The sequence below is a fragment of the Selenomonas sp. WCT3 genome (assembly GCA_900100835.1).
Classification (GTDB): domain Bacteria; phylum Bacillota; class Negativicutes; order Selenomonadales; family Selenomonadaceae; genus Selenomonas_A; species Selenomonas_A ruminantium_E.
The window spans coordinates 1-14996 of the sequence record FNCM01000015.1 but is presented as its reverse complement, the minus strand read 5'-3'; the positions used below and the strand labels follow the sequence as shown (position 1 = coordinate 14996).

Annotated in this window: 16 protein-coding genes; 3 read left to right on the top strand and 13 right to left on the bottom strand. The window is 44.6% G+C overall.

All coding sequences use genetic code 11. From position 1 onward, the window contains the following. Positions 1-25: 25 nt before the first annotated feature. The 3 genes from BLQ36_RS11305 to pyk form a co-directional block, all read right to left on the bottom strand. Positions 26-772, bottom strand: coding sequence for an alpha/beta hydrolase (locus tag BLQ36_RS11305; RefSeq protein ID WP_074515694.1), 747 nt, complete (start codon positions 770-772; stop codon positions 26-28). A gap of 72 nt (positions 773-844) precedes the next feature. After that, a complete protein-coding gene (gene secG / locus BLQ36_RS11300; RefSeq protein WP_074515729.1) occupies positions 845-1057 on the bottom strand; it encodes a preprotein translocase subunit SecG in 213 nt (70 codons plus the stop codon). Positions 1058-1207: 150 nt separating this feature from the next. Continuing rightward, positions 1208-2635, bottom strand: a complete 1428-nt coding sequence (gene pyk / locus BLQ36_RS11295; protein WP_074515693.1) for a pyruvate kinase — start codon at positions 2633-2635, stop codon at positions 1208-1210. Positions 2636-3032: 397 nt separating this feature from the next. Between pyk and fliD the strand changes: the two genes are divergently transcribed. Both fliD and BLQ36_RS11285 read left to right on the top strand, forming a co-directional pair. Beyond that, positions 3033-3905, top strand: coding sequence for a flagellar filament capping protein FliD (gene fliD, locus BLQ36_RS11290; protein ID WP_074515692.1), 873 nt, complete (start codon positions 3033-3035; stop codon positions 3903-3905). 124 nt (positions 3906-4029) lie between these two features. Next, the gene (locus BLQ36_RS11285; RefSeq protein WP_074515691.1) at positions 4030-4710 is read left to right on the top strand and encodes a flagellar brake protein; all 681 of its coding nucleotides are present in this window, start codon (positions 4030-4032) and stop codon (positions 4708-4710) included. Positions 4711-4905: 195 nt separating this feature from the next. On the opposite strand, the gene BLQ36_RS11280 is transcribed toward BLQ36_RS11285, so the two are convergent. The 9 genes from BLQ36_RS11280 to BLQ36_RS11240 all read right to left on the bottom strand — a co-directional run bounded on the left by BLQ36_RS11280 (position 4906) and on the right by BLQ36_RS11240 (position 12069). After that, positions 4906-5373 (bottom strand): hypothetical protein, encoded by a 468-nt coding sequence (locus BLQ36_RS11280; protein WP_074515690.1) that lies wholly within the window; start codon positions 5371-5373, stop codon positions 4906-4908. A gap of 421 nt (positions 5374-5794) precedes the next feature. Continuing rightward, positions 5795-6139 carry a hypothetical protein gene (locus BLQ36_RS11275; protein ID WP_074515689.1) on the bottom strand — a complete coding sequence of 115 codons (345 nt, stop codon included), beginning with the start codon at positions 6137-6139 and terminating at the stop codon, positions 5795-5797. A gap of 9 nt (positions 6140-6148) precedes the next feature. After that, complete coding sequence (locus BLQ36_RS11270; protein ID WP_074515688.1) at positions 6149-6535, bottom strand: hypothetical protein; 387 nt, start codon at positions 6533-6535, stop codon at positions 6149-6151. Between the two features lie 97 nt (positions 6536-6632). Beyond that, entirely contained in the window at positions 6633-7016 is a 384-nt protein-coding gene (locus BLQ36_RS11265; protein ID WP_143558754.1) for a hypothetical protein, read from the bottom strand. 218 nt (positions 7017-7234) lie between these two features. Next, positions 7235-7516 carry a hypothetical protein gene (locus BLQ36_RS11260; RefSeq protein WP_074515686.1) on the bottom strand — a complete coding sequence of 94 codons (282 nt, stop codon included), beginning with the start codon at positions 7514-7516 and terminating at the stop codon, positions 7235-7237. Between the two features lie 324 nt (positions 7517-7840). Then, a complete protein-coding gene (locus tag BLQ36_RS11255) occupies positions 7841-8191 on the bottom strand; it encodes a hypothetical protein (RefSeq protein ID WP_074515685.1) in 351 nt (116 codons plus the stop codon). Positions 8192-8272: 81 nt separating this feature from the next. Further along, positions 8273-8668, bottom strand: a complete 396-nt coding sequence (locus BLQ36_RS11250; protein ID WP_074515684.1) for a hypothetical protein — start codon at positions 8666-8668, stop codon at positions 8273-8275. Positions 8669-9150: 482 nt separating this feature from the next. Continuing rightward, positions 9151-11409, bottom strand: coding sequence for an anaerobic ribonucleoside triphosphate reductase (locus BLQ36_RS11245; RefSeq protein WP_074515683.1), 2259 nt, complete (start codon positions 11407-11409; stop codon positions 9151-9153). A 198-nt stretch (positions 11410-11607) separates the two neighbouring features. Beyond that, positions 11608-12069: a MarR family winged helix-turn-helix transcriptional regulator gene (locus BLQ36_RS11240; RefSeq protein ID WP_074515682.1), complete on the bottom strand. Its 462-nt coding sequence runs from the start codon at positions 12067-12069 to the stop codon at positions 11608-11610. A 153-nt stretch (positions 12070-12222) separates the two neighbouring features. Between BLQ36_RS11240 and BLQ36_RS11235 the strand changes: the two genes are divergently transcribed. Next, positions 12223-14058 carry a phosphoethanolamine transferase gene (locus tag BLQ36_RS11235; protein WP_074515681.1) on the top strand — a complete coding sequence of 612 codons (1836 nt, stop codon included), beginning with the start codon at positions 12223-12225 and terminating at the stop codon, positions 14056-14058. Between the two features lie 44 nt (positions 14059-14102). On the opposite strand, the gene BLQ36_RS11230 is transcribed toward BLQ36_RS11235, so the two are convergent. Then, positions 14103-14522: a hypothetical protein gene (locus BLQ36_RS11230; RefSeq protein WP_074515680.1), complete on the bottom strand. Its 420-nt coding sequence runs from the start codon at positions 14520-14522 to the stop codon at positions 14103-14105. Between the last annotated feature and the right edge of the window lie 474 nt (positions 14523-14996).

Genomic DNA, 14996 nt, shown 5'->3' with positions numbered 1-14996 from the left:
TTCACTCTCGCTTCCCCGTCATCCCTTACGCGTCAGATGACTGCAGGAACGCCGCTGCCTCGGCAAAAACTTTTTCGCGCTCTGCCGCCACCGGCAGAAGATGGCCGGACTTTTCCAGCCAAAAAATACGGCGATCTTCACTTTTGACGTGTTCGTATATATACCCCGCACTGGACGGAGCCGCCGTATGGTCGTCGTGGCTATGCATGATAAGCACGGGTGAGGAAACCTTATCAATGCAGCCCTTTGTGGCCTCAATCACATCCACCAGCTCATGTACCCCAATGAGGGGCATCTTGCGATAGGTCTTATTGACCGCTTCGGGAACCCCTTTGAGCCGTCGCCGGGCCTTGGGAATGAACTGATTGTTACAAACTTCCCGCGGGGGCAAAAACTTGATGCCACGCTCTTCGGCAATCTGGATGGGAGCTGCCATCGTCACCACTTTTCGAACCTTCTCCTCCGTTGACAGCAGCAAAGAAAACAGTCCTCCCATGGAATGCCCGATAACATCGATGGATTCACAGAACCCAGACAGCACCGCATAGCCATCCCGTACCGAATCCATCCAATCTTCCCAGGTCATGTGGCTCATGTCCTCCACCGTGGTTCCGTGCCCAGCCAACCGAACCCCAAGCACCGTAAACCCAAGTTTATGCAGATGCTGCCCCATGAGCAAAAGCTCTGCTGGAAGTCCCGTAAAGCCATGAATCAGCAGAACCCCCTTTGGCCCTCCCGGCAGGAAAAAAGGTTCCGCTCCTGGCAAAATCATCCTCTCGCCCCCTCGAATCCATAAAGAAAAAACCCCGCTCTGATACTGCAGAACAGGGAACGCTTTCTCGTATTAGTTGCTCATACGAGCAATTACAATCGTGATTACCGCGAACAGAATCGCAAAGACCACGGTCACGCGTGCCAGCAATGCATCCATACCACGAGCCTTGCTCGAAAATACGGTATCCGCACCGCCGCCCATACCGCCCATGCCCGAGGATTTTGCCTCTTGCCCAAGCACCGACGCGATGAGGATAATTGCTACCAATGCATCTAATATCATCAAAACGGTAAGCAACATGTATGTAAGCCTCCCTTTAATTACAGTTTCCCTATTATTCTACCATAGAGTAGCTCCCCTCCGCAAGAAAAAGCCGACAAAAACAAAAAGAGCTTCCCCTCAGGAAAGCTCTTGAAAAGCCTGATGAAATTATCAGATAGCGTAAACACGGATGGAGTTCGTGTTCTTGCCAACAGCAGCGCTGCTGTCAACTTTGATACCAGAGGTAACAATCGTCGTGTCGCCGCGTTTTACGTACTCATTCTTAACAGCGGCCGACGTAGCGTTGCTGAGCATCTCGTCAACATCGTTCCACTCTGTGCCCAGGATCGGATATACACCCCAACGCAGGTTCAGCTGACGGACAACTTTCTCGCTCGGCGTGTAAGCAACGATAGCTGCTTTCGGGCGATACTTGGAAACGACTTTCGTCGTGTAACCGCTCTCGGTCGGCGTGATGATTGCCGGAGCATCGAGCTCATAAGCCATCTGTACCGTAGCATGAGCGACTGCACGCGTACGGGACTGGAGATGCTCGAAGCCGCGCTCGATGAAGAGGTCTTTGTACTCCAGAGCGGACTCGATACGGCAAGCGATGCGGTTCATCGTAGCAACTGCCTCAACCGGGTAGTCACCGGAAGCCGTCTCACCGGACAGCATGATGGCATCCGTACCATCGAGGATAGCGTTACCAACATCGGAAACCTCTGCACGAGTCGGACGCGGGTTGCGCTCCATGGAATCGAGCATCTGCGTAGCAACGATAACCGGTTTGCCAGCCTTGTTGCACTTGCGGATGATTTCTTTCTGAATCAGCGGAACATCCTCAGCCGGAACCTCAACGCCCAGGTCACCGCGAGCAACCATGATACCATCGGAAACTTCGAGAATCTCGTCGAAGTTCTTAACACCCTCGAGGTTCTCGATTTTCGGGATGATTTCCATGTGTCCGTTATGCTCTTCGATAAGCTTGCGGATAGCCAGGACATCAGCCGGACGCTGGATGAAGGAAGCGGCAACGAAATCCATATCCTGCTCGCAGCCGAAGATAATATCCCTCTCATCCTGCTCGGAAATCGGCGGCAGGCCCAGGGATACGCCCGGTGCAGCAACGCGTTTACGCGTGCTCATCTTACCGCTGTTCTGAATCGTCGTAACGATATCTTTGCCTTTGATCTCATCGACTTTGAGTGCTACGAGACCATCGGACAGCAGCAGCGTGTCGCCCGGTTTTACTTCCGTGTAGAGGCCCTTGTGATTGACAGAAACGTGAGTCTCATCGCCCGGAATATCTTCATAGGTCAGCGTGAATTTGTTGCCCTTCTCGAGCATGACTTTACCGTCTTTGAACTCGCCCAGACGCATCTCCGGACCTTTCGTATCCAGAACGAGGGAGATAACCTTGCCAGCCTTCTTAGCAGCCTCGCGTACCATGTTGATACGGTTCAGATGCTCCTCATGATCACCATGAGAGAAGTTGAAACGAGCCAGGTTCATACCGTTTGCAATCAGCGCATCGATAACGCCCGGTTTCTCCGTGGATGGTCCCTGCGTGCAGATGATTTTCGTCTTCTTTAACATGTTGTAAATCCCCACCTATTCTTTTTACTCCATATTACTATCAAACAGGCTGCCACCGGTTTCCCGGTGTCGCTGTGGCACCCTGTTCACGGCCTGAACTAATTGAGGGAACAATCCCTCTGACAGTTATTATTCTACACGTTTTGTCCCTATAAGTAAAACAATTTCCACCAGATTTTTCCAAAGTAAATATTTTCTGAAAACACAATCCTTGTTTAAAATTTATTGGTTTTATTCCCCTTTATAAACATAGCTTATCCGTATAATTCACGAGGGAACCGTAAAGACAGAAAATTTCATCATTTAAAAAATCCTCTTATCTTTTCATCACAAACCATCGATATACCATTAGGGATAATATTTTCTCCCCACATTCTTGATGAAAGGAGGTTTTACCATGACCACGATTTCTTCGCTGGCTAACAACACCTACACCATGTATAAAATGGCTTCAGGTAACACTGCCAGCACCACATCGGCCAACAGCAATCTCGTGTCCGCATTTTCCTCTGCCTACAGTCCGCAGAAGAAAACCAATGCCGCACAGGATTCCCTGACGAATCTTTGGTCAAGCTACACGGCTTCTGCCAACTCTTCGTCAAGTCTTTCGGGTCTCAGTACGATTTACGGCATAAGCTCCAGTGCCACGGAGCTGGTCAACTCGTACAACGAAGCACGGAAGGTCTACCAGACGGAATTTTCAGCCACCATGAGTGACCTGAAAAGCTCCGCTGATAATGTTGCAAAACTGGACACTTCGAAGTTCAGCCAGGATGACATCAAAACTGCCGAAGATGGTACGAAAACGTACAGCGACGCGCTCAAAGGTGCCATCAAAGACATCAAGCAGCTCGTATCCGACTACAACGATGCCCTGGGAATCACGAGCGATTACAGCAGTGTGAGCAAACGCATGAAATCCATCGCCAATACCTTCGCTGATACTACCTATCGTTCCGACATCTACAAACAGGTCGGAATAAGCGTAGACGGCAAAACTGGCGAACTATCTGTCGATGAAGACAAACTTGCCAAAGCTCTTACCGAAAATGGCAGCCGCGTCGAAAACGCCTTGGGTAAAAACGGTCTTGCTGGCAAAGCAAGCCATCATGCCGATTTTGCCCTTGCCCAGCAGGACAAGGCCTTCCCTTCAATGAAGACCATGCTCGGAAGTGAGCTGAACCTTGCATCAGCCTACACCAACCCGAAAGTCCTGACTGCCAACGTGCAGTACAACATGATTGGGAATCTGCTGAATATGGCGTGGTAAAAACTGCCCATCAACGAAAAGCCTGTCTCCGATTGGGAGACAGGCTTTTTCACTTGACACTAAATTAGGACTTTGCTACCATAAAACCAATTGCAATAACGACAAAACAGAAAGGATGCCGCCTATGACGACGGAGAGCAAATCTTCTGAAGCAGTCCTGCGTGAAGGCCAGGCCATACATATCACCGACGCATCTATCGATATCCGAGGGACGATAAACGAAATCGCCCATCGCTTCCTATCCATCACCCTTGATGTTTCGCCCCAAACCTTCTTGTCCACGCCCCTTGCCAATGCCGAACTCCAATGTTCGGTTACAGGCAATGGCTACGTCTATCGCTTTGCTGCCAATTTCCGCAGCAGTTCTACCCTGGCCGAGAAAAACTGGTTCATCGAAAAGCCTGCTACCGTGGACCGTGTCCAAATGCGCCGTTTCGTCCGCGTGCCCATGGCTCTTCCCATTCAGATAAAACTGCCCGGGGCCCATGGCAGCATGCAGGATACAATTGATGCAACCCTCGTTGATATCAGCGGCGGCGGCATCTGCTTTGCCCATACCGAAGAAGTACTCCTGCACGAAAAAATCGTCGTCACCATTCCCAATCTCCCACTATACGGAACCCTGCACACCGAAGCCCGGATAGAACGCTGCACCAAGGTTGAAGTATTTTCGGGAACGGTCTTCCACGTCGGCGCCTCCTTCGAAGACAGCCTAGACCTGCGCCAGCAGGACAAACTCATCCAATGCATCTTCGAACTGCAGCGGAATTACCTGCAAAAAGGACTGCGTCTCCCCATAAAATAATTCTATATACTACAGACCAGACTTATTCCTCCGGTTTCATCGGTTCTATCCCCTGCTCAATATCGCGAATCTTGCCAATTATCATTAAGCGCTGCCTCAGCGAACTGTGTATTTACAAGACAGACTATACTACATATGCACCCTATCACCGTTTTTGTTATTTTCACACCTTAACTCCATTTTTCTTTTTACTTGTCAAAATTTTCTTATCTCACCATAGTCACCTGTCAATAATGTATATAGTAATGCTAGTGAACACCAAAACGCCACTAATACACATATTATCCAAAAATGTTCATCTGTTGTAACCAAGCACCAATCATGCATCCATTTTTCCATTGATGGCATCTCATTCATTGCATTCCTATTTTTATAATCATCACTAACTTTTTTTATTATTCTCATTGGATAACATCCGATTGCAGACAACAATGAAATCAAAAGCATAATTACCCAAAAAGAAATATTTTCTCTGTAAAATAAATCAGGCAATCTATTATCTATTATTAGATATATTGATAGTAATAAGATCAATTCCAATAAAGAAACCTTTTGCATTATTTTATAAACATAATCACTGTACTTATTCTGTCTGTAATCTATAATCAATTTTAAATATAAAAGCAACCATACAATGAATATATATTCATATTTCATTTTCATCGTTCTACTTTCCAATATATTCTAAACTTATCCCAAGTATCAGCACCACCAACATTTTCAACGCCTTGTTGCTGATACTGACATATTAGGCAACTTACCAACCTAATCCCTTAATAATACATATTATCATAAACTACCTACTGTTCAAAAACCAATTATCATTTTCTCTTAATATCTTACGACCTCACCATAATCCCCTATCACCAATCTGTAAATCAGTTTGTAATAACGTATAATTTCTCTTGGAAAGAGTTTGTCGCAAGCACCATTATACTAATGGCCTATGCGATATATTATTTTTTGCCATATATTGCTACACTTATATTATAAATCGATCCATAATCTACCATCGATATTTTCTGGATATCCCATCTGCTTATTACAGCATAATAAGCGACTTCCACTTAAGTATTATAATTAATTATAATACAGTTATTTCAGGCGGATCACCAACTATTTCTATTATATATTTCCCCGCAATTAAAATATAATTATTATAATCATATATCTCCGAAGCAATCCCCATCTTATTTTTTACATACTCTACATATTCACTATCTTCTATTTCATATAATCCATCATTATAGTCTTTAGCATATTTTTTATCATATACTAATATCGATGCTCGAAAAAAATAAATATTTATTTCACTATCAGCTCCATATAAATGAACTTGCATTCCTTTTTCTTCTCCATAAGCAATATCAACATCATATGAGCCGTTAACTATTTCACTTAATCGCCGAAATTTTATATTTTCAAACACACTATCACCTCAACCTTCATCTATGTTGGTTATTATTATTTTAGAATTAGTCATGATTTCAATAAAGTAATTCTCCGTAACAATAATATATGAATCATATTTTTCTGTACTACCTATATGTTTTTGAACATACCTCTTATATTCACCATTATTTATTTTATAAATTGTGTTCTTGTATCGACATTTTTTCAACCGCTCTATCTCTTTTTCATTATACCCCTCCCCCAACATATCACTTTCATCCATACAGTGAATTATAGGTTCACCTTCGAATTCAATTTTTATATTGTAAGCATTGCCTATTAAGTTAGCAATCACCTTTCTTCCCCAATTGATTTCTATAATATAGTTATCTTTAGGGATAACACCTTCATAAACATCAATCCATTTTTCCATTGATGGCCTCTCATTCATTGCATTCCTATTTTTATAATCATCACTGACTTTTTATATTCGACGGATTTACAAATTCCTAATACAATTTTTCACACTTTTACTCCATCCCATGCTCCCTTAAATAATCAGATATAATATTTCCCTTTATAAATTTGTCAAAAACATACTTATCACTCATCCATATTTCGACATAAGATGAATCCGATATTCGCAAATGCATAACTTCTATTCTTTCCTTACAATATGCATATATATCCAATTGTATTACATAGCACACTGTCTTTATTTTTTTAAATAAGTCATCATTTTTATATACTTTTTCTTCTAACAATTCCGGAAAATCATTTCCTTTTTTTTCTAATATTTCACTATAATTTATCATCCAATGTAATTCTCTTTCTTTTTCTAATCCATTTAATAGATTATATAAATACTCTCCCCATTCATTTGGTATTTCTAATTCTATATATTTTTCATTCATTTTATTTACCTCTTCTCGGCACGCCATTTTCATCCCATCCCCACTTATACTCATATGGGATCTTAGGATACTGTTTAGGATTTCCATGATTTGTAAAATCTACATCTTTCACCGCTCTTCCTTTCGAATCATACCATCTCCTTATTAGTATATTCCCCTTATCATCAATTTTATCCTTACTTGAATTTGGTATCCCGTACGAATCCTGCCCCTGTTATTTAACTCATTATTCCGCCAATAGCGACATGAACCACAATTTTTCGACCACTTCCATCGTCTTTCATGTTATGTGCCAGCCGATATGCTTCCTCCCCAAACATTTTAGCCAGCTCTTGTCTTTCCTGTAGGGTACTCTTATCGAATATTTTATCTAACTTTGATAACGCATTTTGTGTATCACGACTCAAGGTATTAATATCTTGTTCTTTATCACGAATTGTAATTTCACCTTTTGCTATCGCAGCTTTGCTGATATTCTTAACTTTTCCCTGGGCTGACATCGACGAATCGGGAGTAAGTCCTATTGTCTTATAAAGTGCATCTTGTTCTGCCCGTGTTTTCTTATCAAAGTCACCATACTTATGATACGAGAAGCCGATTTCTCCTGCCTTATATTCTTCTTTATTATCTATATCCTCCCAGCTAAGTGTTCCAGTACTTAACTTATTCTTAGCAGACGCGGACTCACTTGCGATAACTGCCCCCTTTAAATCTGTATTCCTTACGGTATTGATTTGGAATCCTTCTTTTCCTGCATAAATCCCTGTTTGCTCAGTAGTGCTTTGATATTCCGATTCTATTTTCCCACGATATCACATTTGCCTTTACTTTTTCACTATAAACGATTTCATTTCAACTTCCCAGTTTGACAAAACGAGTAAACATGTTTTTTCCCCGACAACAATATATTGTTTTTGATTTTCATCATAAATCGCTTTTTTCCATTCTTTCATAATTTCTAAAAAATGATTCTCTCTATTACATAAATATATACCCGGTTCAATATTCGACCTTATTTTCTTCTCAAAGAATCCAGAAACATACCCAAAACTTATATCATATATTATTTCATCTCCTATCATTTTAACATTCAATCCAGTATCTTCTCTATCAAGTTCATTCAACCAAACCTCCACCTGATATTTTCCTTCTTTTACATTTAAAATTTTCTCCATAATAACTCCATTTTAACCTTTATGTATACGTGGATATTATCGCAAAAATATATATTAAGAAAAAAAAAACAATTGCCATCATCATATATGTTTAACCTGTTCCCACTCATCAGCTATAATTTCAATGAAATAATTCTCTGTAACAACCAAAAACGCATTTTCATTATTCTCTTTTTTTACGCTATATAATATATTATTAAATCCTTCTTTTAAATACTTCCCAAACGAATCATTATATGTATCAAAAAAAACACCGAATCTATCAACAACGAAATATTCACATACATTATTAAAAAACAAACAAATAGTATTGTTTTCACCTTCTACAGTTACTTTTAAACCTCTACCTTGAGTTGCAAGTTCAACAATATTTTGTTCGAAGCCAACCATTGGCTCAAGCATCGCTTTTATATCACCTCTTAATGTTTCATTTCTTATATCGATATTTTTAATTTTCCTTTTCTTTTTGAATCCCAATTATATGTCCTCCTGTTTTCACACCTCTGACATTTTTCATCACCTTATTAGGAATACTTATCGACTTGGGTAACTAACTATCATATTCATCGATCTTTCCGTATTTATAACTTTCTACTTCTGACACTATCGATTTAACACCCTCCTGAACCCAATCGAAATCGATATTACTACCGACATATTCCGCTTTTTGTGGTAGTTTTACTTTCACTATGACTGCTTCCCACACCAACGGTAACGCCTATATCCATCTTGCCCATGGAAGCATTCTTCGACGCTACCTTCCCTGCATTCGCAAAATTTATATTATATTTTCATAATTCGACAAAAACATTGTAAATTCCTCAAAAAATGCGAACAAAGTTTTGATAAAATAGCCACTACTCCCAGGTGATCAAGCGGACGTAAAAACCTCCCCCTATGATGACATTTTTACTGTCACTCATAGGGGGAGGTTTTATTCTCATAAGGAGCTTTTTTATTTACTTCATGCGTTTTATCGTGAAGCGGCCAGTGCCAACTTCTTTACGATGGCAATGGGGGCATTCGTTTTCGATGATGCCGGTGTAGCCGCAGACTGGGTCACGGTCAACCGGATGGTTGATGGAGAAGTAACCCATATCGGCGTCGTGCATAGCGCGGACTACATTCTCGAATGCTTTGACGTTTTTGGTCGGGTCGCCATCCATCTCGATGTAGGCAATATGTCCAGCATTTTCAAGGGCGTGGTACGGTGCCTCAATGCGGATTTTATCGATGGCTTTTATCGGATAGTATACCGGGACATGGCTGGAATTCGTCATGTAGTCGCGGTCCGTAACGCCCTCGATGACGCCGTATTTCTTGCGGTTGCTGCGCTGGAACTGGCCTGCCGTTGATTCTGCCGGCGTGCCAAACGTCGACCAGTTCATATGCTCATCTTCCGTATATTTATCCGTTGCCGCCCGCAGGTGCCCGACAATCTTAAGGCCCAGTTCCTGCGCCTCAGCACTTTCGCCGTGATGCTTGCCCATAAGTGCTTTAAGGCACTCGGCCAGACCACAGAAACCAATGGAATAGGACGCATGCTTAAGAACATCCTTGATGCTGTCATCATTGGACAATTTGTCGCTATCCATCCAAACCCCCTGGCCCATGAGGAACGGGTAGTTATAGACGTGTTTCTGTTCAATGACATGCAGGCGCTCCAGCAGATAATCATGGCTTATCTGGATATACTTGTCAAACAACTGCCAGAATTTATCCATGTCGCCCTTCGACTCCAAGGCCAGCTTTGGCAGGTTGATGGTCGTAAAGGCAAAGTTACCACGGCTGCCGGATTCCTCCGGGCCATTGATGTTGCTCATAACGCGGGTGCGGCAGCCCATCGTTGCCACCACGCTGTTGTAATCTCCCGGTTTATAATACTGCAGATTGTACGGCGCATCGATGTTGACGAAATTCGGGAACAGGCGCTTGGCACTGGTCTTGCAGGCCTGCAGGAACAGGTCATAGTTCGGGTCTTCCGGATTGTAGTTGACACCAGCCTTGAGCTGGAATACCGAAATGGGGAATATCGGCGTTTCGCCATTGCCCAGTCCCGACCAGATGGCATTTAACACTTCCCGGACAGCCAGACGGCCTTCCGGCGACGTATCCATACCGTAATTAATGGAACTGAAGGGAACCTGGGCACCGGCACGGCTGTGCAGGGTATTGAAGTTGTGGATGAGTGCCTCCATGGCCTGATGCGTCTCTTCCACCACATCTTCGCAGGCCAGCTGATAGATGACCGAAACGATTCGGTCAAGGTCTGCCAGTTCTTTGTGATAGACTTCTGCCAGCAGAGTTGTCACTGCAGTCTTGATGGCGGCAATGGAACGCTGTGCTCCCTCATCCTCCATGGTTTCCGTATAACGGCAGGAATCAAAGGCCATCACTTTTTTGAATTCCTGTTTGAACTCCTCTTCGCTGCCGAAATCCTGGGCCAGCTGATAGCGCAGCGCTTTGTAAGCCTCGTCAATCACTGCTTTGCGGAAGGACTTGCGGACGCCTTCGGCCATAGCATAGTCAAAGGCATTGATGGACTGGCCGCCGAACATGTCGTTCTGGTTGCTCTGAATTGCGATGCAGGCCAGGCTGGCATAAGCACGGATGGAGTTTGGCTCCCGCAGGAAACCATGGCCCGTGGAAAAACCGCCATGGAACAGCTTCAACAGGTCAATCTGACAGCAGTTAAAGGTAATAAGGGAGAAATCCTTATCGTGGATGTGAATCCAATTCTCTTTGTCTGCCTCACGGAATTCATCCGTCAGCACATAGTTGTCCACAAAGTGCTTCGAACCTTCCGCACCGAGTTTCAGCATGATACCCATGGAGGCATCGGTGTTGATATTCGCGTTATCGCGCTTGAGGTCAACATCCACCGAATCGGCAAAGAAAATATCCCGATAGGAATTCATCAGATGCTTCTGCGCGGCACGGCGCTCCGCATGCTTCTGGCGATAGGTGATATACTTTTTCGCCACATCATAGAAATCGTATTTCATGAGCTCCTGCTCAACGATGTCCTGGATTTCCTCCACGCTGACATTTTCGCGGTCCTGGATATCCCATTCGACCTGACTGGTTACCTCATCGATATCCTTGTCGGTCATTTTATTGCCACCGTCCACGTTGGCACCGGCAATGGCATTGAAAATCTTTTCACGATTATAGGCCACGGTATGGCCAGAACGTTTCGTAACTGTTTTTAAGTTCATAGACTACTCGGATACCGCTCCCATATATGCGGTATTCCTTGACGCCTCCCCCTATATATTGTGGTTTAATATTGTCGTAACGGTATATATTGTACCAAAGAACCTCTCAGATGGCAATGACCAAATCTCCCAAATCCGGTCATAAATGATACGAAAAAGAGCAGGAGCCCCTGCTGCTCCTGCTCCAATCGGTATTTTTTATTTTTTATTTTCTTCGCTGTTGAGATTTTCCAAAAAAGCCATCAGCTTATACAAAAGTCCGTAAAGTTCGCGGGCATCACTTTGCCCAAACGCTGCCGTTTGTTCGTGCATTGCCCGAGGAACATCTGCAGCTATCTGCCGCAGCTTCCGGCCCTTATCCGTGAGGCAGGCAATAACGACACGTTCATCCTGCCGGGAACGCTCCCGCTTCAAATACCCCTTGTTTTCCAGTTTCTTCAGCAGTGGCGTAAGTGTGCCAGAATCAAGATGGAGTTTCTTTCCCAACTCTTTAACACTTATTCTGCCTTCTTCCCACAAAACAACCATCGTAATGTATTGCGTATACGTGAGCCCCAGTTTATCCATATGGGGACGGTATATCTTAATAATCTCGCGGGAGCAGGCATAGAGCGGGAAGCATAGCTGATCTTCCAAACGTAACGAATCTAGCTTTTCCATGACAAATCCTCACTTTGCTCTTTCTATCGTCAATTTTACTTACTCCCCATTCAAAAGTCAAGAAAAGGCCAAATTGACGAAATACTCTATTTCATGTAGAATTATCATTAGTTTTTACTTTTTATTATATAGTAGAAGGAAGAATACCAAGCTATGAAACATACTACGATAAACCAGGACAAATTTATCCGCTGGTTTGCGGCGGCTGCCGCCTATTTTGTCTGCTTGATTGCAGCCTATATTGACTTCGGCCAGGATATGGGTGCCAAATACTTTATGCCCGTCCTAATTCCGATACTTGCCGCCCTAGTCCTCGTACAATACGGCACCAGAGTCAGTATCTTCAGCAAGGCTGCGCTACCGAATCTCGTAACCGGTGTGACCTGGTGTATCACCTTTCCCTTGCTTTATCAGTGGACCTACCATTCCGTTTGGTACCAGTCAAAAATCTGTTTTGACTTTGTGGTCGGTACCGCTGGCTTTGTTCTCCTCATGGCTTTGGAGGGGGCATTGTTCCGGCTGGGATATGAAAAAATTACTGCGGCTTTTATGTCCGTGCTGAATTTTCTCTGCCTTGTCATTCCCTTTATCCAGGTGACTTACTACTGCCTCTTTTGGCATTGCCTTTCCCCTGCATCTCTTATGGCGCTGTATCTGACTAACTATCGGGAAAGCATTGACTTCATTCAGTCAAATCTTGGCCTGCTGCCGACGCTCCTCATCTTTACTGGCTTTGCCCTGTTCCTTTATGGCTGCTATCACTGCCACCGGGAATTTGGCCGCCGCACGCTGGCCGAGGATACCACAGCTGGACGCATGGGAGCCTTGTCTTTCCTTACTATCGCCATGATTGCCGCTGAAGGCTGGTATCTGCCGCAGACTTCCGTTGCCGACCTTTGGAACGATGTCATTTCCTATGTAGACCAAACTCAGGAATACAGCGTCGGCCATGACGAACGGTTAAACAGTCTGATGATTGACCGGAATATGACCCTGCCCACGAAACTGCCGGGTACTGTCATCGTAGTCATTGGCGAATCGGCCTCCCGCAACTATATGAAGGCCTATACACCATCGTTCCCCTATGAGGATACGCCATGGCTCAGCGATAAATTCGCTAACGATTCGTCGAACTTCCTGAAATTCGACAACGTCTACTCCTCTTGGTCCCAGACGGTTCCGGTACTGCAGCGAGCCCTGACGGAACAGAGCCAGTACAACGGCAAGGAGTTCTTCGATTCTGCCTCTATCGTCGATGTGGCTAAGAAAGCCGGATATGAAACCTGGTGGTTCAGCAATCAGGGACGCTATGGCCAGTACGACAGCGCCATCACCCTGGTGGCTAAGACAGCCGACCACGCAGAATGGACCGATGACTCCTATAACTTCTCGGACAAATACGACGAAGCCCTGCTGCAGTATTTGACCCAGGTTGACCCGTCAAAGAACAACTTCATTGTCCTCCATATCATGGGCAGCCATATTTACTACAACAACCGCTACCCCAGTGAGTTCAATAAGTTTGAAACCGCCGAAGGCGATTCTACCGTTTCTTCCGTTCAGTCCTACGCAAACAGCATTCTCTATACCGACTATATTCTTTCACAGATTTTCGACTATGCTCAGAAGAACTTGAACCTGCAGGCGATGGTATACTTCTCCGACCATGGCGAAAACATTGAGATTTCCCACAACCCGGATGTATTCAGTTTCGACATGGTGCGCATCCCCATGTGGACGTACCTCTCGCCATCTTATCAACAGATCATGCCAAGCCATACCAACGCCCTTCGCATGCATCAGAGCCGTTACTTCACCAATGACATGCTCTACGATATGATTTGCGGTCTGCTAAATGCACCGTCGGCCCGCTACAACCCAGAGCAGGATTTCGCCAGCTTCTCCTACGGTTTCCACCGCAACAATCTGACGACAATGCTCGGACAGCATCCCTTGCTGGAAGACCCTGCCGGCACCGAAGAAAAATAATGCCAGACAAAAATAGACCTTGTGGATACGAAAATCCACAAGGTCTATTTTTTATCCGGTAAAGATTCCCCTTCGGAATCCTCCTCTTCGTTTTCATCCAATTCACAGCTGCCCGGACTGAACCACATCCAAAACAGGATGGGAAAAATGACAAACTCCAGCACGATGATAATGGCAAACAGTCCATTGATAAATTCCCAACTCAAAAAGATTGGGTCGTTTCCCTTATCCTCCCCGGACTTTTCCTCGGCTCCCATCGTTTCTCCCGGCACAACGCCTCCCACAATCCGAGGGCCATCATACGAGGCCGCCGCCGTTACATGCTGCGATACCATCAGTTCTCTTCCCACAGGAAACTGTGATACACCCACAGCCGCTACTGCCACCAGGAACAGGAAGGCTACCGATAGGATAAAGAAACTCTCTTTCCTCGTACAACGCCTCCGCTTCTTTTCCGCTTTCATAGCAACTCCCCTTGTAAGACATCACGATTCCTTCCATTTTTCTAATCCTTTTCTAAGTTATCATAATACACGTTCTACACGATTTCGTCAAATTCCTGCCCACCAAAGGGTTCTCTATAAGATTTCATAGATTGCAGTTTGCAGGGGAGTCGTACCCAGTTCGTGTTCGAGGTAAGTCGCCGGCGGCGGGGGCCCCAGTACCAACGCTCCACCGGTGACAACCCGCTACAAGAAATTTTTGCCTTTTAATTAAGAGTTGGAAAACAGTTAAACGCGCTTCGCTTGGACGAAACTGCTTTTCCAACGAGAACGCAGGCAAAAATTTCTTGCTTCACGCGGAACGTCAAGGCTACGCTTATGATACTGTGTCCCCCGCCGCCTCGGTTAGAGCCGGTACAAAACTGCCTTCCCCTCTGGGGGCAACGAAGTTGCGGATGTCCGGTGGACATCCCGGGCGGTGGGCGCGAAGCGCGT

Coding starts and splice junctions, on each gene's coding strand:
- BLQ36_RS11305 (WP_074515694.1), bottom strand. CDS start 772: ATGATTTTGCCAGGAGCGGAACCTTTTTTCCTGCCGGGAGGGCCAAAG.
- secG (WP_074515729.1), bottom strand. CDS start 1,057: ATGATATTAGATGCATTGGTAGCAATTATCCTCATCGCGTCGGTGCTT.
- pyk (WP_074515693.1), bottom strand. CDS start 2,635: ATGTTAAAGAAGACGAAAATCATCTGCACGCAGGGACCATCCACGGAG.
- fliD (WP_074515692.1), top strand. CDS start 3,033: ATGACCACGATTTCTTCGCTGGCTAACAACACCTACACCATGTATAAA.
- BLQ36_RS11285 (WP_074515691.1), top strand. CDS start 4,030: ATGACGACGGAGAGCAAATCTTCTGAAGCAGTCCTGCGTGAAGGCCAG.
- BLQ36_RS11280 (WP_074515690.1), bottom strand. CDS start 5,373: ATGAAAATGAAATATGAATATATATTCATTGTATGGTTGCTTTTATAT.
- BLQ36_RS11270 (WP_074515688.1), bottom strand. CDS start 6,535: ATGGAAAAATGGATTGATGTTTATGAAGGTGTTATCCCTAAAGATAAC.
- BLQ36_RS11265 (WP_143558754.1), bottom strand. CDS start 7,016: ATGAATGAAAAATATATAGAATTAGAAATACCAAATGAATGGGGAGAG.
- BLQ36_RS11260 (WP_074515686.1), bottom strand. CDS start 7,516: ATGTCAGCCCAGGGAAAAGTTAAGAATATCAGCAAAGCTGCGATAGCA.
- BLQ36_RS11255 (WP_074515685.1), bottom strand. CDS start 8,191: ATGGAGAAAATTTTAAATGTAAAAGAAGGAAAATATCAGGTGGAGGTT.
- BLQ36_RS11245 (WP_074515683.1), bottom strand. CDS start 11,409: ATGAACTTAAAAACAGTTACGAAACGTTCTGGCCATACCGTGGCCTAT.
- BLQ36_RS11240 (WP_074515682.1), bottom strand. CDS start 12,069: ATGGAAAAGCTAGATTCGTTACGTTTGGAAGATCAGCTATGCTTCCCG.
- BLQ36_RS11235 (WP_074515681.1), top strand. CDS start 12,223: ATGAAACATACTACGATAAACCAGGACAAATTTATCCGCTGGTTTGCG.
- BLQ36_RS11230 (WP_074515680.1), bottom strand. CDS start 14,522: ATGAAAGCGGAAAAGAAGCGGAGGCGTTGTACGAGGAAAGAGAGTTTC.